Origin of the sequence: Vibrio hepatarius (genome assembly GCF_043642085.1) — a bacterium.
GTDB lineage: Bacteria > Pseudomonadota > Gammaproteobacteria > Enterobacterales > Vibrionaceae > Vibrio > Vibrio hepatarius_C.
On the sequence record NZ_JBHZSA010000001.1, the window covers coordinates 510,126 to 529,932 of the forward strand.

General features: G+C 45.2%; 18 protein-coding genes and 1 other annotated feature. Of the genes, 11 read left to right on the forward strand and 7 right to left on the reverse strand.

What is annotated here, in order from left to right; genetic code table 11:
• Positions 1 to 200: 200 nt before the first annotated feature.
• Complete coding sequence (locus ACHUFZ_RS02275; RefSeq protein WP_394125693.1) at positions 201 to 2,546, reverse strand: helicase-related protein; 2,346 nt, start codon at positions 2,544 to 2,546, stop codon at positions 201 to 203.
• Positions 2,547 to 2,703: 157 nt separating this feature from the next.
• Between ACHUFZ_RS02275 and ACHUFZ_RS02280 the strand changes: the two genes are divergently transcribed.
• The 3 genes from ACHUFZ_RS02280 (at position 2,704) to ACHUFZ_RS02290 (ending at position 5,635) form a co-directional block, all read left to right on the forward strand.
• Positions 2,704 to 4,392 carry an NAD-dependent malic enzyme gene (locus tag ACHUFZ_RS02280; RefSeq protein ID WP_394125694.1) on the forward strand — a complete coding sequence of 563 codons (1,689 nt, stop codon included), beginning with the start codon at positions 2,704 to 2,706 and terminating at the stop codon, positions 4,390 to 4,392.
• Positions 4,393 to 4,553: 161 nt separating this feature from the next.
• Positions 4,554 to 4,874: a DUF3392 domain-containing protein gene (locus tag ACHUFZ_RS02285; RefSeq protein ID WP_394125695.1), complete on the forward strand. Its 321-nt coding sequence runs from the start codon at positions 4,554 to 4,556 to the stop codon at positions 4,872 to 4,874.
• Positions 4,847 to 5,635, forward strand: a complete 789-nt coding sequence (locus ACHUFZ_RS02290) for a SanA/YdcF family protein (protein WP_394125696.1) — start codon at positions 4,847 to 4,849, stop codon at positions 5,633 to 5,635. Before ACHUFZ_RS02285 ends, ACHUFZ_RS02290 begins: the two co-directional genes overlap by 28 nt.
• On the opposite strand, the gene ACHUFZ_RS02295 is transcribed toward ACHUFZ_RS02290, so the two are convergent.
• Entirely contained in the window at positions 5,625 to 6,896 is a 1,272-nt protein-coding gene (locus tag ACHUFZ_RS02295) for a GGDEF domain-containing protein (RefSeq protein WP_394125844.1), read from the reverse strand. The two genes, ACHUFZ_RS02290 and ACHUFZ_RS02295, sit on opposite strands and share 11 nt — an antisense overlap.
• Positions 6,897 to 7,201: 305 nt before the next feature.
• Here ACHUFZ_RS02295 and ACHUFZ_RS02300 point away from each other — a divergent pair, with 305 nt between their 5' ends.
• Positions 7,202 to 8,026 carry a DUF2797 domain-containing protein gene (locus ACHUFZ_RS02300; protein ID WP_394125697.1) on the forward strand — a complete coding sequence of 275 codons (825 nt, stop codon included), beginning with the start codon at positions 7,202 to 7,204 and terminating at the stop codon, positions 8,024 to 8,026.
• Positions 8,027 to 8,063: 37 nt separating this feature from the next.
• Here the strand turns inward: ACHUFZ_RS02300 and ACHUFZ_RS02305 are convergent, their stop codons facing one another.
• Together ACHUFZ_RS02305 and ACHUFZ_RS02310 are read right to left on the reverse strand one after the other, a co-directional pair.
• A complete protein-coding gene (locus ACHUFZ_RS02305; RefSeq protein WP_394125698.1) occupies positions 8,064 to 9,299 on the reverse strand; it encodes a cysteine desulfurase-like protein in 1,236 nt (411 codons plus the stop codon).
• Complete coding sequence (locus tag ACHUFZ_RS02310) at positions 9,283 to 9,939, reverse strand: 2OG-Fe dioxygenase family protein (RefSeq protein ID WP_394125699.1); 657 nt, start codon at positions 9,937 to 9,939, stop codon at positions 9,283 to 9,285. The genes ACHUFZ_RS02305 and ACHUFZ_RS02310 overlap by 17 nt, the downstream gene beginning before the upstream one ends.
• A 403-nt stretch (positions 9,940 to 10,342) precedes the next feature.
• On the opposite strand from ACHUFZ_RS02310, the gene trxB reads away from it, so the two are divergent.
• The 6 genes from trxB (at position 10,343) to ACHUFZ_RS02340 (ending at position 16,771) form a co-directional block, all read left to right on the forward strand.
• Positions 10,343 to 11,305, forward strand: a complete 963-nt coding sequence (gene trxB / locus ACHUFZ_RS02315; RefSeq protein WP_134833726.1) for a thioredoxin-disulfide reductase — start codon at positions 10,343 to 10,345, stop codon at positions 11,303 to 11,305.
• 146 nt (positions 11,306 to 11,451) lie between these two features.
• Positions 11,452 to 13,239: a heme ABC transporter permease/ATP-binding protein CydD gene (gene cydD, locus ACHUFZ_RS02320; protein WP_394125700.1), complete on the forward strand. Its 1,788-nt coding sequence runs from the start codon at positions 11,452 to 11,454 to the stop codon at positions 13,237 to 13,239.
• A complete protein-coding gene (cydC, locus tag ACHUFZ_RS02325) occupies positions 13,232 to 14,953 on the forward strand; it encodes a heme ABC transporter ATP-binding protein/permease CydC (RefSeq protein WP_394125701.1) in 1,722 nt (573 codons plus the stop codon). The genes cydD and cydC overlap by 8 nt, the downstream gene beginning before the upstream one ends.
• A 96-nt stretch (positions 14,954 to 15,049) precedes the next feature.
• Positions 15,050 to 15,247, forward strand: a complete 198-nt coding sequence (locus ACHUFZ_RS02330; RefSeq protein WP_394125702.1) for a DUF1289 domain-containing protein — start codon at positions 15,050 to 15,052, stop codon at positions 15,245 to 15,247.
• Between the two features lie 238 nt (positions 15,248 to 15,485).
• Positions 15,486 to 16,439: a M23 family metallopeptidase gene (locus tag ACHUFZ_RS02335; protein WP_394125703.1), complete on the forward strand. Its 954-nt coding sequence runs from the start codon at positions 15,486 to 15,488 to the stop codon at positions 16,437 to 16,439.
• Complete coding sequence (locus ACHUFZ_RS02340) at positions 16,343 to 16,771, forward strand: bactofilin family protein (RefSeq protein WP_134833730.1); 429 nt, start codon at positions 16,343 to 16,345, stop codon at positions 16,769 to 16,771. The genes ACHUFZ_RS02335 and ACHUFZ_RS02340 overlap by 97 nt, the downstream gene beginning before the upstream one ends.
• Positions 16,772 to 16,900: 129 nt before the next feature.
• On the opposite strand, the gene rluB is transcribed toward ACHUFZ_RS02340, so the two are convergent.
• The 3 genes from rluB to rnm form a co-directional block, all read right to left on the reverse strand.
• Entirely contained in the window at positions 16,901 to 17,839 is a 939-nt protein-coding gene (rluB, locus tag ACHUFZ_RS02345) for a 23S rRNA pseudouridine(2605) synthase RluB (RefSeq protein ID WP_134833731.1), read from the reverse strand.
• Between the two features lie 106 nt (positions 17,840 to 17,945).
• A complete protein-coding gene (locus ACHUFZ_RS02350) occupies positions 17,946 to 18,566 on the reverse strand; it encodes an L-threonylcarbamoyladenylate synthase (RefSeq protein ID WP_394125704.1) in 621 nt (206 codons plus the stop codon).
• Positions 18,567 to 18,602: 36 nt separating this feature from the next.
• Positions 18,603 to 19,469, reverse strand: coding sequence for an RNase RNM (gene rnm / locus ACHUFZ_RS02355; protein WP_394125705.1), 867 nt, complete (start codon positions 19,467 to 19,469; stop codon positions 18,603 to 18,605).
• A gap of 82 nt (positions 19,470 to 19,551) precedes the next feature.
• Here rnm and trpL2 point away from each other — a divergent pair, with 82 nt between their 5' ends.
• On the forward strand, positions 19,552 to 19,677 hold the full coding sequence (gene trpL2 / locus ACHUFZ_RS02360) for a tryptophan operon leader peptide (protein WP_394125706.1): 126 nt from the start codon (positions 19,552 to 19,554) through the stop codon (positions 19,675 to 19,677).
• Positions 19,624 to 19,727 (forward strand) — a sequence feature (Trp leader region). (Overlaps the previous gene by 54 nt.)
• Positions 19,728 to 19,807: the final 80 nt, after the last annotated feature.

Consider the following 19,807-nt stretch of genomic DNA (forward strand, 5'->3'; position numbering starts at 1 on the left):
ATGTCGGCAACACAGTGTATTCAATATCCTTCATAAGCTTTGTTATAGCAATAGGATATAAAACAATCATCTTTTATACCCAAAAAACAGCTAGAAAAGCTATATAAAAACACACTTTGTAACAAAATCCACACAACAAAACGCCATGCAGTTTCCGAAGTTTAATATTTTTATTACCGAATAATATACATCAAAATGCGCTACTTGATGTCGACGACTTTACTGGCCTTTTTGTATTGTACTCGCCAGCCATTCCACCTTGGGAGCTCCCAACGTTTTGGGTAGGTTTTACGCAATCCATCGCGATACACGACACAAACCAGTTTCTTGTTAACGTGATACTCAACGTCAAGGTTTAAATCACCCAGCATTAATTCAAATGGGTAGGTTTGTGCAAAATCTTCATATTCCCAGTAAGGAATCCCATCAAAAACAAAATCGTCGGCGTTAAACAACTGCAGCTCTTCAATATCAGCTAACTCTAGCGTGGCAAGCTGTTCGTGAAACCATGAGTCAAACGTAAGCTGAGTAGACTCCGGGCTTTCACTATTTAATCCAAGTGCGTTATAGATCTTCCAGTGTTCAATCTGCTCAGTTCTTAACTTGGCAAATCCCGGCATGACTGTGTTCGCTTTTACCGCTTCAATCATGGGTTTAATTGCTAGCTCCCCTTTCGCCATTTCTGTTTTAGTCGCGATAACTTTACCCGCATAGATCAAGTGCATCACAACATGAGGCACGTCATCAATAAGCTGAGTCTCCGCTTGCTCCCACTCACCTATGCCCAATTCAGCGAGTTTGGCTTGCGCTATTGGCATGGTAAACGTGGCTAGATTGAGTGTTTGTTTAACTCCTCGGCCTGGTAAGCTATGGGTATCAAGCACCAATGCCGCTTCCACTTTATCAAGTAAGCGGCTATCTCGACCAAGAGTGACTTCAAAAAGACCATTGGCGAAGGCTTCCCGACGCTTTACCCGTCTTACAAAAACTAACTCTGGATGCAGTGCTGCGATTGCGTCGACCAGTTCACAGTGGCTGTAGCGTGAAGCCACGCAAAGCTCAGGTAATTCGAACGCCTCTCTCATCTGTTTGGCCAATGCCTGCGCTTCTTTTAACACATCATTATCGACATTGATGCCAGAGAACGACTCTCCACGAATCAAAGCAATCGCCAATTGGGCATCACAACCGAAGGGCTCTTCTTGAGCAAGCTTTTCTTGTTGCTCTTCACTGTTCGAATAACGATAAAGACTTGCTGGTGTTGCAAGCACAGCGGTCATATCGACCATGGCTTCCTTAAGCGCCTTTTTATCGATGCGAGTAACGAGATCCGCATATAGCGCATCAATTGGTAGTGGATAGAGACGTTTGCCATGCTCAGTCGCGATGCCATCTTCGTCAATCGCCTCCATTTTGCGTAGTACCTCTATCGCCTGAATCACCGATTTTTCAGGTAACGGCTCTAAGAAGGTTAACTTGGTCATCGCTTTGCCGCAGCTTGAAGACGCGAGCATGGCTTCAGTGAGTGTTTCTCGATGTAACTCAGGAGGCGTAGTCGCAGCTAAGGCCGCGTGCTCACCATAAAGTCGGATGCATAGCCCATCCATGACACGACCCGCGCGTCCTGCTCTCTGCTTAGCGCTCGCTTTGGAGATATGCTTTAAACTAAAAGCCGTACGGCCATTTCTTTGTTCAGTTCTGCGCTCCAAACCTGAGTCAATCACCGCAACGATATTTGGGATCGTCAACGACGTCTCAGCGACATTGGTTGCTAATACCACTTTCTTGTAAGGTTGAGCATTTAATGCAAGCTGTCGCTGCTCATCTGTCACCGATGCATGTAAAGGAACGGCGACAATACCCTCAAGGTTAGATAGCTTACTCATACATTGCGCGATTTCTTTACGCCCAGGAAGGAAGACGAGGATATCCCCCTCCATATCAGACAGAGCAAGTACCTCTTGTTTGACTTTTTCGTCTAGGTTTCTCGCGTCCGGCAATTGCCTAGAGTCACCACTGCGATAGCCGAGCGCAACATCATAATTTCGTCCGCTCGCTTGCAGTCGCTTTGCGCCAACATAAGTCGCCAACTTATCGCCTTCAATGGTCGCAGAGGTGACAACCAGTCGGTGCTGCTGCCAATCATTGAGCAAAGCCACCAGTAAGTCGGTATCCCAGCGCCTTTCATGAAACTCATCGACAATAATGGTATCGAAATTGGCTAGCTTGTCTTCAGAGAACCAACGCAACGCGACGCCGGGGGTCACAAACACGACTTGAGTTTCTTCGTCGTAACGTGTTTCAAGCTTGATCGCATAGCCGACTTGCTTACCGAGTGGTTGCTGACTCTCTTCAGCTAAAAACTGTGCCAACGATGTGCAGGCAATTCGCCGAGGTTCTATCACCAACACACGTCCTTTCTCTGCTGCCCACAGTGGTAAACGGGTCGATTTTCCTGAGCCTGTTTCAGCTTCCACAATCAGGTGATGCGACGAGATTTGCGCTAAGAATTGAGATTTGAGGCTATCGATTGGCAAGCAAGACATGGACTAAGCTATCTGTTGGGATAAAGCACGAAATTATATACGTAAACTGTGCCAGAATGCAGGAATATTCAGTTTACAATACGACAACGAATCCCTATCATTTTTATGTTCCTGTTCCCAAAGGTCTGTCGACCCTAAACCTTACTATAGGCATGTGATGAATAACGATAAACGCCCTCTATATATCCAATATGCAGGCCCTGCGCTTCTCAGCACCCCACTCCTTAATAAAGGCAGTGCTTTTTCAGCTGAAGAGAGAAGCTCATTTAACCTAGAAGGTCTGCTTCCAGAAAACACTGAAACAATTCAGGAACAAGTGGAACGCGCTTACCAACAATATCGTAATTTCGAAAGCGATATGGATAAGCACATCTACCTACGCAACATTCAAGACACTAACGAAACTCTATTCTACCGTCTGGTACAAAACCACATCTCTGAGATGATGCCAATCATCTACACACCAACCGTTGGGGCAGCATGTGAAAACTTCTCGAACATCTACCGTCGTGGCCGTGGTCTGTTTGTCTCTTACGCTAACCGAGACCGCATTGATGACATTCTTAACAATGCCTCAAACCACAACGTAAAAGTAATCGTTGTCACTGACGGTGAACGTATCTTAGGTCTAGGCGACCAAGGCATCGGTGGTATGGGTATTCCGATTGGTAAGCTGGCTCTTTACACCGCTTGTGGTGGTATCAGCCCTGCTTACACACTACCGATCGTATTAGATGTGGGTACTAACAACCCACAGCGTCTGGCTGACCCAATGTACATGGGCTGGCGCCATCCGCGTATCACAGGCGCAGAATATGACGCATTCGTTGAAGAGTTTATGCAAGCGGTTCAGCGTCGGTGGCCTGATGCACTAATTCAGTTCGAAGATTTTGCTCAGAAAAATGCGATGCCTCTGCTTGAGCGTTATAAAGATCGCGTATGTTGCTTTAACGATGATATTCAAGGCACAGCTGCAGTGACTGTTGGTTCTTTACTTGCAGCATGTCAAGCAGCGGGCAGTAAACTGTCTGACCAACGCGTTACTTTCTTAGGTGCTGGTTCTGCTGGTTGTGGTATTGCTGAAGCTATCATCGCGCAAATGGTATCGGAAGGTATCAGTGACAAACAAGCACGCTCTCAAGTATTCATGGTTGACCGCTGGGGCTTACTACAAGAAGGTATGCCTAACTTGCTCGATTTCCAACAGCGTCTTGTTCAGAAACATAAGAACACCGCTAAGTGGGAATCAGAAGGCAACGGTTACTCACTATTGGATGTAATGCGTAATGCTAAACCAACAGTATTGGTTGGCGTATCTGGCGCACCAGGTCTATTTAGCGAAGAAGTCATCAAAGAGATGCACGCACATTGTGCTCGTCCGATTGTCTTCCCACTATCGAACCCAACCAGCCGTGTTGAAGCGACACCTAATGACATTATTCGTTGGACGAATGGCGAAGCACTTGTTGCGACAGGTAGCCCATTTGATCCAGTGGCACATGAAGGTAAGACTTACCCTATCGCTCAATGTAACAACAGCTACATTTTCCCTGGCATTGGTCTAGGTGTACTTGCTGTACAAGCGAAACGTGTTACTGACGAAATGCTAATGGAATCAAGCCGAGCCCTTGCAACGTGTTCTCCTCTAGCAATCAATGGTCAAGGTGCACTACTTCCACCTCTAGAAGCGATTCACTCTGTTTCTAAGAAGATTGCATTTGCCGTTGCTAAGAAGGCGATTGAGCAAGGTGTGGCACTAGAAATCACCGACGAAGCATTGGAAGAGGCGATTGACGCTTCATTCTGGCAGCCGGTTTACCGCAAGTACAAGCGTACCGCTTTCTAATTGCCGTAAGTATCAAAAAGCCCAGCAGAGATGCTGGGCTTTTTTGTTTAAAATTCTGCTTAGGTAAAAAACCAAAATATCTTCCCCTTGTCACTGCATTATCGCAAGGCTCAATCTGTTCATGGTATTCTACCCTCACGAGGAATCACTTCACGAAATTCATGGAATATTTGAACTTACTAGGCAACTACCTTGTCCCATACCTGAATGAAATTTCGACCGCCCTGATTGCATGCGCGCTCGTTGTCGCAGGTGGCGAAATTAATGCACTATTGAGAAAAGTGTTAAGGCCTTATAACTTTGTGATTCGGACATTCGCTTTCATATTGATTAATGCGTTCGGATACGGCTTAATCATAGTAAAAGCAACACCTTACCTATCCCGGACACTCCGATCGTTCGAGTCGGGTATTATGTTTAGCGGCGTTATAATGACGTTTGTAGTAATCGGCCTATGGGCTCAAAGGAATCGGCAAATCTAGTGCGAAGACTATTCCACCGAAAACAATCAACATGGTTCAGTTGGACGCAAGTTATCAGGCTTGTGAGTTGGCTGCCGATATTTGCACTCGTACTGGCGGCATCACTGTTTGCCATCGACCGATGGGTTTCGTACCAGGCTCGAGAGCAGCTATTTACCAATGTTGAACAAATAGATAAGTTTGACGTGGCTGTCGTGCTAGGAACGAGTAAATACCTAGGTAAGATCCTCAACGAATACTATTCACACCGTATGGATGCTGCGGTAGAACTGTACAAGGAAGGAAAAGTAGCTCACTTCTTATTAAGTGGTGACAATGCCCATCGCTCATACAACGAGCCTTGGACAATGAAACGGGACCTATTGAAAGCAGAAGTCCCAGAAGAGAAAATTTTTCTCGATTATGCTGGTTTCCGAACGTTAGATTCCGTTGTACGCGCAAAGGAAATTTTCGACACCGATAACTTTCTTATCATTTCACAGAAATTTCACTGTGAACGCGCCCTATTCATTGCCAAATCACACAACATTAATGCGAGTTGCTTTGCTGTACCAGGTCCTTCTCGCCACTCAGGTTGGAAAGTACGGGTACGAGAAATATTCGCAAGGGCTAAAGCAGTACTGGATATCTACGTAACAAACGCTAAACCAAAATTCTTAGGCCCAAAAGAGCCCATTCTCAGTGCTGACAATGATAGTGCAGATACAGAATTGGAGCTCTCTTTAGAAGAAACCGAACAAGTGCTAGAGGTTACTCACTGACCGCGACTCGGTTGCGGCCTTTGCGCTTCGCTAAATACAAAGCCTCATCCGCTCGAGTAAGCATTTCATTGGTGCGTTCATTACCTAGACTCGCCACACCGATACTGGTGGTTAATGCGTCTCCATGCACCCAAATGTGCGCTTCTACTTTATGACGGATTCGCTCTGCCAGCTCAGTAGCGTCAGATAAAGGGACTCCAGGACAGAATACGACGAACTCTTCACCACCCCATCGAACAAGCCGTTCACTCGGGCTCAAAGCTGAAAGCACGACCATGGTGAACTCTCGTAAGATGTCATCCCCCATTGCATGCCCATACTCGTCATTTACATGCTTGAAATGGTCAATATCAAGATAGAGCACTGATAAAAGCTTGGCTGTATTGGCCTCTTTTTCGAAGTTCACATCTAACCACTCACGGATTGAGTGGCGATTCATCGCCCCCGTTAGGGCATCACGGTTGGCTAGCTCGGCAAAATGGACGTTCTGTTCTTTCAAGCTACGATTGAGCTTTTTAAGATGATCTTGTCTAAAATGCGCCTGCAAGATCAACTGGTGGCTACGGCGAATCTCAACAATGCTGTATATAAGTGCCAAAGAGACCCAGAATACCAGTAAACCAAGCATTAGCTTTTCACCAGATATATAGTGGCCAACAAACTCAATACTGTTGATTACCATCCGGTAGCGCCCATCGTGGTGACCAGAGCCCGTCGCCAATTCGAATTTAGTCGTGTTGGTGTATTCTGGCGCAGAATGCTCAATTGGAATGTTATTGTCTGCCAACCACCACGTCATCACCTGTAAGTTAGCAATAGGTATCTCAATTACGCCTTGGCCGGTTCCGGGTTTAAACTCTACCCCATTGTATTTCTGCGTGTATTCGTTGTCTTTACTCGAATAGGCTTCATTATAATTGCGCAGGTAAAAGCGCAAACCTGGATCCACATCATCATCAAGTTGCTCAAAGTCGATATTGAGTCGAATGGTATGAAATTTCTCTAAGTTAACACCTTGATAATCGGACTTACCTAAGTTGATTGAGACACCACAATAAGGCCAGCTATAGCTCGGTGATTTGGCGAGTTCACATTCCAATATCGCTTGCTCACCGTCGAATGCCAGCTTAGATGTAGAGACGCCACCTTGGGACTGATCGTTGGTCGCTAGGTAGGTGAATTTACTCGGTGGGATTTTAAAAAGAAGGCTACTTCCGTGCATCCAATACAGTTGCACTAGCAAGATGGTCCCTAGGCCCATGCCAAAAATAATTTTGTGTATTAACTTCACTCAACACCCACAAGAAACCAATATCTAAACAGAATTCAAACAATGCGTATTATGCAACCTTGGTTCCAATTTTACCCTGTTTTTACTGTTGAGAAATCAATAAAAACATGAAATCACTCATAAAGAGGTAGCTTATATTCAATAATAGTCGAATTATTAGCCGCTTCTGACCGATGTACGAGGATTTAACGGAATACCTGAGTAACGATACAAAACCTGCTACACTATTTGGCTAAAATACAATAGGGTTAAGCCCATACTGCAAGAGCAATGTCATGTCTTTATTAGCAAAAGGTACGCTAAGTAAAATGCGCGCCTCTCTCGAAAATACCGTCCACTATCGATTACCGGTTGGTGATGAACTCGTCGACCTAACCCCCTTTATTGGACAGCGTTTAACACTTACCCACACTGGCAACATTTTTTGTAGCGCATGTGGAAAAAAAACGAAGAAAAGTTACTCGCAAGGTCACTGCTTTGTTTGCATGAAGAAGCTAGCAAGCTGCGATATGTGCATTATGAAGCCAGAAACTTGCCACTACGACCAAGGTACATGCCGTGAGCCGCAATGGGGCGAAGAGAACTGTATGGTGGATCACTTTGTGTATCTATCAAATACTTCTAGCCTTAAAGTCGGTATTACGCGACATACCCAGATTCCAACTCGTTGGATCGATCAAGGCGCAACCCAAGGTCTACCGATTTTTAAGGTTAAAACCCGTTTTATCTCTGGCCTAATCGAAGTCGAGCTTGCTAAGCATATCGCTGATAAAACCAACTGGCGCACCCTGTTAAAAGGCGATGGTGAGCCAATGGAATTGGAAGCTCGTTTTGCAGAACTACTTCCTCTTGTTGAAGATAAGATTACTGAAATCAAACAGCAATTTGGTGATGATGCAATTGAAATCCTGAGCGAAGCGATTACACCAATCAGTTACCCGGTCAATCAACACCCAACTAAGATTACTTCACACAACTTTGATAAGAACCCTGAAGTCACAGGCGTTTTACAAGGCATCAAAGGTCAGTACATGATTTTTGATACGGGTGTGATTAACATCAGGAAGTTTACTTCCTACGAAGTCGAAGTCTCGGCCTAGTAAAAAGACCTCCAATTGGAGGTCTTTTTGTTTAGCTTTATTGGTCCAAGATGATTTTCAATTCATCAAAGAAGATATCCACTTCTTCTAATGTGTTGTAGTGCATAAACCCTACGCGAACAACACCACCACTTTCTTCTAAGCCAAGTTGGCGCACCAAACCTAGCGCGTAGAAATGCCCATTCCAAACACAGATATTTCGCTCGCCTAACTTTTTGGCAATCTCGATTGGTGAATGGTTATCAAACGTTAAAGCAAACGTTGGCGTTCTCAGTTCGCAGTCAGCTTGCAGCTCTCCCCATAAGGTAACGCCGCTTAGTTCAGACAAACGCGATAAGAATCGTTCACTGATTGCAGATTCGTGCTGATTAAATTGTTTGTACGAGTCAACCAGACGCTCTCTTAGTGAGTCAGCACTATTGCCCCATTGAGACAAATACTTCACCGCTGCAATGACACCTGCCAGCCCTTCAAAACTTTGTGTCCCCGTTTCAAATCGACCAGGCCCTTGGTTGGTAGCTGGTTCAACTTTATAAGGGTGAAGAGTATGGAGCCATTTCGGTGCGACATAAGCGATACCGACATGAGGTCCAAAGAACTTGTATGCTGAACAAACTAAGAAGTCACAACCTAAGGCTTGCACATCAACCAGATGATGCGGCGCATAATGAACAGCATCTACGTAGACCATCGCGCCAACAGAGTGGGCCGCTTCTACCACACGTTTAACATCAACAATTGATCCCGTGGTATTTGAAGCAAAGGTCAAAGCGATCAATTTGGTTTTATCATTAATAAGCGACAGAAGATGGTCAATATCTAGGCCATAGTTTGCTTCACTCACTCGAGCCTGATGTACAATGACCCCTTTATCATCCGCCGCTTGCTGCCAGCTCGAAACATTCGAGTAATGATCGAGCGCTGTAACGATCACTTCATCTCCAGATTCCCAACCACGACTGATCGCACGGCTCAATTGGAATGTCAAAGACGTCATATTAGCGCCAAACACCATGTTGTCAGCCGATTCGGCATTGACCAATGCTTGAGCATGTTCACGCGCTCGCTGCATTAAATCAGTAGTGTTTCGACTTGAAAAATAGTGACCACCTAAGTTTGAGTTGAAGAAGCCTAAGTACGCCTGCATCGCCTCTAATACTGATTTAGGCACTTGCGAGCCACCCGGTCCATCGAGAAAAATAACCGGTAGATCATTATGCGTTTGGCTTAACGCGCTAAATTGCGCTCTCGATAAGTTAGGAGTGAAGCTCATTAACAGTGCCCTTTGCAGTTAAAACAAAAACATCCATATGGCCTTCTTTGCCTTCAATTACGGAACGAATTGGCTGGGCGTTGTGCCAAAGCTTATTATCTGCAAGCATCGCGACTTCACCGCTTAATAATACTTTGCGGAAGAATGGAGCTTCATTAAAACTGTTGTACAGCATGATGTCTCCCCCTTCGATATTGTGGCGCCCCATACCGACCAACGCGATATGTTCAAAGCCATCTTGGTGAACACCTTCTGGCGCCACTTGTGTTTCATCGTAAATCGCAGAAATGCGGATTTGGTGAATTTCTATTTCTTGACCATTTTGCAACTGGTTCGATGCAGCGAACATAGAACACATTTCGCGCATACCGTCACTTTCGAGGATAGATGCTTCAATACCTTCAAATTGGCGAACTACATTTCCTTGGAAGCGGTTTATATCATCCGTTTGCATAAACTCGTTCTTATTCAAGTCGACGACCTGACCATCTTGAAGTGCAACCACTGAATAACGTCTGAGGCGAAATTTCCCATCTGCGTGCTCTGTATTCGGCAGGTGCATAAAAGAAGGGGCTAGTTGAGAAATGGCAGAATCACTTAACTTAGTCAGTTGTAGGGTTGTTTCTCGCTGATGCAGCATCATCATCTCCTTAATGAAGGTACATACTCTTGGTTACAGTTAACATCTTGTTCACATTTATTATTTGCGCATATATATCGGGAGATCAACTTTATTTAGCATTTCAATCCATCAAAAAACAAAATAAAGGCACATAAACCATAAAATAATAAAAATCTAGAGACATATACCAGTTTAAGAAAGTCGTAATGTCGAAAACTAGATGACTTCACTAGTCAATTTATAAATCACTATATTCATCAATAAGTTAGAGTTTTATCTCTATTCGACAAGTTAACGTTTGCGTTCTAATCTATAACCAATTATTACATTCCCCTGCCTTGCTAACGCTTTAAAAGCCCCCATATATTCCATACAATCGAACTCAAATAGATGATAAAGCGTCACCGCTAATGGAGCACAAATGAGCGACGTAAAACATAGCAACCTTCTTATCTTAGGTTCAGGACCAGCTGGCTACACAGCAGCAGTTTATGCTGCTCGCGCAAACCTTAACCCTGTTCTAGTGACGGGCATGCAGCAAGGTGGGCAATTAACGACCACAACTGAAGTTGAAAACTGGCCTGGTGATCCTGAAGGTTTGACTGGCCCAGGTTTGATGGACAGAATGAAAGAGCACGCTGAACGCTTTGAAACTGAAATTTTGTTCGATCATATTAACGAAGTTGATTTTAGTCAGCGCCCGTTTCGTCTCAAAGGTGATAGCAGCGAATACACCTGTGATGCTTTAATCATTTCGACAGGTGCTTCTGCTAAGTACCTAGGTTTAGAATCTGAAGAAGCCTTCAAGGGTCGCGGTGTTTCAGCTTGTGCCACTTGTGACGGTTTCTTCTACCGTAATCAGAAAGTCGCCGTCGTTGGTGGTGGTAATACTGCGGTTGAAGAAGCGCTTTACCTTTCAAATATCGCATCTGAAGTTCACTTGATTCACCGTCGTGACTCCTTCCGCGCTGAAAAAATTCTCGTTAAGCGCCTGATGGATAAGGTAGAGAACGGTAACATCGTTCTACACACTGACCGTACACTTGATGAAGTTGTTGGTGATGATATGGGCGTGACTGGCGTTCGTATTAAAGACACTCAGTCAGACGCTATCGAACAAATTGATGTGATGGGCGCGTTTATTGCGATTGGTCACCAGCCAAACACTTCAATGTTCGAAGGCCAATTAGAGATGAAAGATGGCTACATCATCGTTCAATCAGGGCTTGAAGGTAACGCGACTCAAACCAGTGTTCCAGGCATCTTTGCCGCTGGCGATGTGATGGATCATAACTACCGTCAAGCGATCACCTCTGCTGGTACTGGTTGTATGGCTGCGCTAGACGCTGAACGTTTCTTAGATGGATTAGCTGATAACAAGTAACCTCATTTATAAGTTACATGCTAAACGTAAATAATATTTTTCACTTTTAGCTCAAATCCTTAAAGCCCTGCGGTATTCCCGCAGGGCTTTCTTTTGTATAATGCGCCATTCTAATTCGTAATAATAATTCTCATTAAGCCTTCACGATGGATAAAAAGAAACAACGCAGCTTGAATCAATGGCTCAAGCAGCAGAGTAAGCTCGCCAAGCGCTGGCTTATGATTGCTGTGGGTCTCGGTGTTCTTTCAAGCATATTTCTCTTGGCCCAAGCCGCTTTGCTTGCCACTATTTTGCACCAACTCATCATAGAACATGTCGACAAATACGAGCTTGTTCCTCACTTTCTTGGCCTAGCAGCTATCATTGCGGTCCGTGCCCTTTGCTCATGGGGACGAGAAATCGCAGGTTACCGTTGCGGCGAACAGATCCGCGTCTATATCCGTCAGTTAATTTTAGACAAACTGCGTGAATTAGGACCGGCGTACATTAAAGGCAAACCTGCCGGTGCGTGGGCAACCTTGCTACTTGAACAAGTCGAAGACATGCACGACTTCTTTGCCCGCTACTTGCCACAAATGTCTTTATCCGTTTTGGTGCCTTTCGTTATTCTAATCGTGGTATTCCCTGTTAACTGGGCTGCGGGATTAATCTTCTTAATCACTGCGCCACTTGTGCCTCTATTCATGGCGCTAGTTGGCATGAAAGCGGCGGATGCAAACCGCAAAAACTTCAAAGCCTTACAGCGCCTTTCTGGTCATTTTTACGATCGCTTGCAATCTATGACAACCATCCGATTGTTTGATCGTACCAAAGCAGAAACCGAGGTCATGCACGGTGCATCAGAAGTGTTCCGTACTCGCACTATGGATGTATTAAAGATCGCTTTCTTATCATCAGCCGTTCTTGAGTTCTTCACGTCAATTTCTATTGCTCTTACTGCGGTCTACTTCGGTTTTGCCTTCATTGGTGAGCTAAACTTCGGTGATTACGGCGCAGGAGTTACGCTGTTTGCAGGTTTATTTATCCTTGTCCTGGCTCCCGAGTTCTACCAGCCGCTGCGTGATTTAGGGACCTTCTATCATGCCAAGCAACAAGCGGTGGGCGCAGCTGAAAGCATTGTCGAGTTTATCGAAACCGATGTTGAAACCGTCAGCTCAGGTAAAAAGACGCTCAATGATGACGATGATATTGAAATCCAAGCGCAAGATTTAGAAGTCTATTCACCTGAAGGTAAAAAGCTCGTTGGCCCTATCAGCTTTTTACTCAATGCCAAGCAAACCGCTGCCCTTGTCGGCCCAAGTGGTGCAGGTAAAACCAGCTTAATCAATGCAATTCTTGGTTTCCTGCCGTACAAAGGTTCGCTCACTATCAATGGTATAGAGCGTAGTGATCTCTCATTAGAAAACTGGCGTGAAAAGATCAGTTGGGTTGGTCAAAACCCTCTCCTATTACACGGTTCGATTCGCGACAACATCACATTAGGTAAATCCAATGTCAGTGATGAAACGATCAACCTCGCATTAGAAAAGTCGTTTTCTGCAGAGTTTGTTAATCAACACGGATTAGACTACTCCATTTCCGATCGTTCAGGTGGCCTGTCTGTGGGTCAAGCCCAACGCATAGCTCTTGCTCGAGCTATGGTACAAAGTGGCAAGTTCTGGTTATTGGACGAACCGACCGCAAGTCTTGATACTCGTAGTGAGAAGCTAGTTATGCAAGGCTTAGACAATCAAATTGCAGGTAAATCTGCGCTGATGGTCACCCATCAGCTGACGCCACTTCGTAATGTCGACCAAATACTCGTTATGGAAAATGGACTTCTGGTTCAATCCGGCCAATTTGAAACGCTTGCCCAAGAGCAAGGTCTATTCCAGTCAATGCTGCAAGCTAACCAAGCCTTAAACCAAGCGAATAAGGGGAACCTAGATGCGTGATTTACTTCCCTACTTAAAGCTGTATAAAAAGCACTGGTTTGGCCTATCTCTTGGTATGCTGCTCGCCTTTTTGACCGTAGCGGCATCGATTGGTCTGTTGACCCTATCAGGATGGTTCTTATCGGCAGCAGCAGTAGCTGGCTTAACCATTGCTCGTGAAACCTTCAACTACATGCTTCCGGGTGCTTTTGTACGCGGCTTCGCTATGGGCCGAACCGCAGGACGTTGGGGAGAGCGCGTCGTTAGCCACAACGCAACGTTTAAGCTGCTGACTGATCTGCGCGTATTCTTCTTTTCGAAGTTAGCGCCTCTCATTCCAGGTCGAGTTTCGAACCTGCGAGATGCTGACCTACTCAACCGCCTTGTCGCTGACGTTGATGCAATGGACCATGTCTACTTGCGCCTTATCAGTCCTATGGTTGTTGGAACCCTCGGTATTCTTGGCCTAACCGCCCTAGTCTGCTGGTTTGATAAAGATCTCGGCCTAACGCTTGGCGCGATTTTAATGTCGCTGGTTCTGGCTTGGCCCGTCTTGTTCTACAAACTGGGTAAGCGTAACGGTAGCGAGTTGACTCAGCATAAAGCTCAATTGCGTATTTCGACGCTCGACTGGCTTCAAGGATACAGCGAACTGACCTTATTTGGCGCAGAAGAACGTTACCGTAACGTGATTCTAAACGCTCAAGACAGACTACTGAAAAACCAGTACTTCAATGCGCACTTTTCTGGCATTGCTCAAGCGTTACTCATGTTAGCTAACGGCTGGACGGTTGTTCTCATGCTGTGGCTTGCTGCCGATGGTGTTGGTGGTAACACCCCTGATCCAATGATCGCACTGGTCGCATTTGCAACCATGGCAAGTGTCGAGTTACTGATGCCGATAGCCGGAGCCTTCCAGCATCTAGGTCAAACCCTAACATCTGCGCGTCGACTCAATGACATCATTCTTTCAGAACCAGATGTACAGTTTCCTGAAGAGCGTATTGAGCACAGCGACGAGTTCTCTATTGCGTATAAGAATATCTCTTTCCACTATCCAGACAGCTCTAGCCAAGTTATCTCCAATGTTGAGCTGACCATTCCTGCTCAGCATCGTATCGCCATTGTCGGCCAAACAGGCTCAGGTAAATCTACCCTACTCCAATTATTGAACCGCTATTGGGATGTTCAGCAAGGCACGATTGAGATAGCAGGAAAACCAATTAACCAGTGGAGTGAAAGCCAACTTCGCCAAGCAATCAGTGTCGTTAGTCAGCGTGTTGATATATTGAATGGCTCACTGCGTGATAACCTTGTGATGGCAAAACCAGACGCTGATGACCAAGAGCTCGCTCAAACACTGGAAAAAGTGGGTCTATCGAAACTGTTAGAAGATACCGCACTCGACACTTGGTTAGGTGATGGCGGCCGCCAGTTATCTGGTGGTGAGAAGCGCCGTATCGGTATTGCAAGAGCATTATTACACAATGCGCCAATCTTGCTATTGGATGAACCAACTGAAGGTTTAGACAAGCAGACTGAGCAGCAAATGATGCAGTTGTTCGAACAGCACTTTAAAGGTAAGACCGTAGTGTTCATTACTCACCGATTGGTCGACCTCGATAAGATGGACTCTATTTGTCTGATTGAGCAAGGCAGAATCGTTGAGCATGGCAGCCACGATGAGCTGATGTCAGAGCAAGGGCGTTACTACGCGCTGAATCAAACCTTATAGACAGGCTAGTTGATAAAAAAGACCCAGCACGACTTCTCGTTGTGCTGGGTCTTTTTGTATATTTATACCTATGAGACGAATACGGGTAGCAAACTCTTGAACGTAATACCTGATGAAAAGCCCACCTTCCCTAACCCATGTGTCCGCAACTGCTGTCTCGACGAAAACGATATCTGCTTGGGGTGCTTTCGCACGCTTGAAGAAATTCTACATTGGTCGCAGTCATCCAATAAAGAAAAACAAACCATCTTGGCGAGATGTAAGCAAAGAAGAGCACAAACGAACCAAAATTAACTTCACTCAATATAATCATTATTAGCATTGCACCCTCTCAAAATTGGCTCATTGCCCTATCCTGCAAAACAAACTTCTCGTAAGATTCAAGCGTGAAAATAACTTTTGTTGATAGTCTGAAAACAGCTCACGCCCTGACAATTCATTCGCGTGCAGCCCTAGCAGTAACGACCATTTTTCCTTACAGTCACAGTTATCAATAACGAAGAACAATTAAGTCAATGAATCAATAGACACCATGAAAGACCAATTAACGATTACTGTTTCGACTATCAATGGCTCCAAACATTGGTATTTCAGCAAAGCGATGCAGCGTCACTTCAAAACCTGTTTAGTTGTGCTTGCACTGGCGATCACAGCAACCGTATTTCTTATTGATCATCTCTACTCTCAAGTTGGAGATGCGAAGTTAAAGCAGTCAGAACTGGCTGAACATTCGCGAACTATTGGCCAAGAGCTAGATAGCTTGAAGACTCTCAAATCCGAACTCGAAAATGATTTGTCTGAGCGCGAAGAGCGCGTGCAATTGGTCTCGGAAAGATTGGTCGAGTTAGAAAAAGTACTGGGTGTCGCTAGCGAGACCACCGAGCACAGTTTAGATGCTCGCCTAGATATCGCTGCCATCACCTCTAACGTCAGGCTGGCGATGCTCAACCAAATTCCGAGCGGCTCTCCAGTCGGTGATGTCCGCCTTTCATCAGGCTTTGGTAAGCGTATTCATCCGGTTACCAAAACCAGCAAAATGCATAGAGGGTTGGACTTTGCGGCCAATACCGGCACAAAGGTATACGCCCCAGCCGATGGCGTGGTCGAAGTGACTAGGCATAGCAATAAAGGCTCGGGCAACTTTTTACGTTTACAGCATTCATTTGGCTTTTCGAGCTCTTATTCACACTTAAAAGGGTTCAAAGTCAAAAGCGGTGAATTCGTCAGAAAAGGACAACTCATCGCAATCTCTGGCAATAGTGGGCTCTCTTCTGGTCCCCACCTTCACTATGAGGTGCGTTTTGTCGGAAGAGCACTAAATCCTAGGTCATTCGTTGACTGGAACCTGAATAATTTTGAAGAGATCTTTACTAAGGAGCGACAAATACGATGGGAATCTTTAATCGAGACCGTAGAACAGCGAGTAGCTCAGCAACTTCAACTATCATCGCCAAAGGATGTGCTGTTAGCGGAGAACTCAAGGTAGAAAGCGATATTCAGATTGATGGCATCGTAGAAGGTCAACTGCACGTAGACGGCACCTTAGTCGTTGCCGAAAGTGGCTGCGTAAAAGGAGAAATTTACGCTAAACAGCTTATCGTCAACGGTATTCTCGATGGCAACTGCTACGTGGAACGTGTTCAAGTACTATCAAAAGGGCGTGTTAGCGGTAAAATTTGGAGCAATAATTTAAGTATTGAGCCGGGTGGTAAATTCTTCGGAGAAGCGGCAGAGCTGCCTGAAAAAGAAGTAGTGAGCCTAAATAAACCATCGGCTGAAGGCCAAACTAAACCATTCTCAAGCCACAAAAGCGCCTAGCCTATCAGCGGTTCTATAGAACAGAATCAACCCAATTAATTCAGTAACAATTTCTTAGAGCTTCAGAAATAAAAAATCCGAGTGTTTTCCAACACTCGGATTTAGAATCTGCTTAGCTAAGAGAACTGTTTAGCGCTGCTTATTACGTGCGTTTGGTTTGCCGGCACCTTTCTTAGGCTTACGGCGTGATGGGTTGTTACTACGACCACCACCGCTGTTTACGCGCTCTTCGTGACGTTTAACTGCACGACGAATCTTCTGGCTACGAGAACGCTCACGCTTACGAGAAGTGTTCGCTTTGTTTTCATCAAGTAGCGTTTCTTTCTCTGGACGAAGTTCTACTAGTTCACGCAAGTAGTTCACTTCTTTCAGATCAAGTTCCATCCATCCACCACGAGGCAATTTCTTGTCTAGGTAGATATCACCGTAACGTACACGTTTCAGACGGCTTACTGTCGTATCTTGAGATTCCCAAAGACGACGGACTTCGCGGTTACGACCTTCGTTAATTGCGACGTAGAAAGTGTGGTTCATACCATCACCGCCTGCGTAGACAACATCTTCGAAACGCGCCATACCATCTTCTAGCTCTACGCCACGTACTAGGTTCTTCACTTTCTGTTCAGTGACGTCACCAAAAACACGCACCAAGTATTCACGTTCAACTTGGCGGCTAGGGTGCATTAGACGGTTAGCAAGTTCACCATCCGTTGTAAACAGCAGTAGGCCAGATGTGTTTGCATCTAGACGACCAACTGAGATCCAACGAGAACCACGGATTTTAGGTAGACGGTCAAATACAGTTCGGCGACCTTCAGGGTCATGACGAGTACACAATTCACCTTCCGGCTTGTAGTACGCAAGAACTCGACAAACCACCTCTTCCTGAGCTTTAGCAGAAACAGTATGACCATCGATACGCACAACGGCGTTTTCATCTTCTAGTCGTTCACCAAGCTTAGCTACAACACCGTTCACACTCACGCGACCCGCTTTAATTAAAGCTTCCAGTTCGCGACGAGAGCCATGACCAGCTCGAGCTAATACTTTCTGTAATTTTTCGTTCATTTATCTACCTATGTGTCGTCTTCTCAGACGTCGAATAAACAAGTGCGACCCAAAATCGCGGCCGCACATTATGGCAAAAACTGTGGAGGAAATCACTAACTTTTGATTACTCAAAAGGGGCTGGATCACCGGAACCTAAACGAGCTACCTTAGGTTCATCATCACTAAAATCGATGACTGTCGTTGGCTGTTCGCCTAGGTAGCCGCCGTTCAAAATACAATCAACCGCATGCTCTAGTTTATCGCGGATATCTTCAGGGTCTGACTCCGTGATATCGTTACCCGGTAAGATCAGTGACGTCGACATCAGAGGCTCACCCAGTGCTTCCAATAAATCCAAAGCAATACGGTTATCCGGCACACGAATACCAATCGTCTTACGCTTTGAGTTCATCAAACGACGTGGCACTTCTTTAGTCCCTTTGAAGATAAATGTGTAAGGACCTGGAGTATTGTTTTTCAGTAGACGAAATGCGCCATTATCAACACGTGCATAGAGTGACAGCTCAGAAAGGTCACGACACAGTAGTGTGAAATTATGCTTGTCATCTAAACGGCGAATTTGACAAATTCTTTCTAGCGCCTGTTTGTTTTCAAGCTGACAACCAAGGGCATAGCCTGAATCGGTTGGGTAAACCACTACCCCACCATTACGTATGATTGCTACAGCTTGAGTGATCAAGCGAGCCTGTGGGTTTTCTGGGTGAACGTAAAAAAACTGGCTCATTGTAATTCCTCAATATCGAGTCTCACGACTCTATAGTTAATCGGTATTGATTGAATCTGATTTAGAAGGCTCAATACCCCAATCTTTCCATACCGCTTCGACACCTGACGGTAACCAAAGGTTTCGTCCTAGCTCCATCCACGGTGACGGATAATGAAAGTCACTGCCTTGTGAGGCTAATAGTTTGTATTGTATAGCATAATCAGCCAAGTTGCGTCTTTCTTGTTGGCCTTGTTGAGGTTGAGCGACCTCCATCGCATCTCCACCAGCTTCAACAAAAGCCGCCAAGAGGCGTTTGATCCATTTCGCGGTCAAATCATAACGTGCAGGGTGAGCTAAAACAGCATGGCCACCAGCCGCGTGAATCGCATCAACCGCATCTTTCATTGAACACCATGTCGGTGGCACATAACCTGGATTATTGCGCGTTAAGTACTTTTTAAATACCTGCTGCATGGTTTTGGCATAACCGTTGTCAACGAGCCATTTAGCAAAGTGGGCACGAGTCACTGGCGCATCTCCAGCAATGAGTTTGACCTCAGCTAACACCCCTTCTCTGGTCGCTTTTTCCAGACGCTGGGCAATCAGCTCTGCACGAGATTCACGATGATTTTTCTGTTGTTCAATAAGAGATAGCAACGCATCGTTTGTCGGGTCGATATTTAGACCAACGATATGAATGTCTTTATTCTGCCAAACCGTTGAGATCTCAATACCATTAATAAGTTTGATTGGTAGTTCATTGTCATTAATGTATTGACGAGCCAAATCCAAACCATCGACCGTATCATGATCAGTAATGGCTAAAACTTCGAGGTTAAAGCTTAACGCTCTATCAATAAGTTCATTCGGAGGTAATCGTCCATCAGAGGCAGTGGTATGGCTATGTAAATCAATTCTCATAATTTTGTTTTTTTAGTTGACTTTTTACCTCTGCACTAGTTAACTAGTACACAAATACGAAGTACCTGAATTTGGGCTCATTATGTTACAAGACATCAACCTAAAGCAAAACGCAAAAGTTAACACTGATACGATTAATCGTAGCTCAGCTGACCTTGCTTGGTGGCGCACTTGGACAAGTTCTTGGTGGGCTAACGTGTACTTCTAAATTATAGATTTCATGTATATAAAGCCCGCTACCATAGCGGGCTTTTTGTTTTGTTGTCTGCCTCACACCTAAGTGCTTAAACAATCGCCAGATTTGACCAAATCTTAATTGGGAGAACGTTTGCTTTATG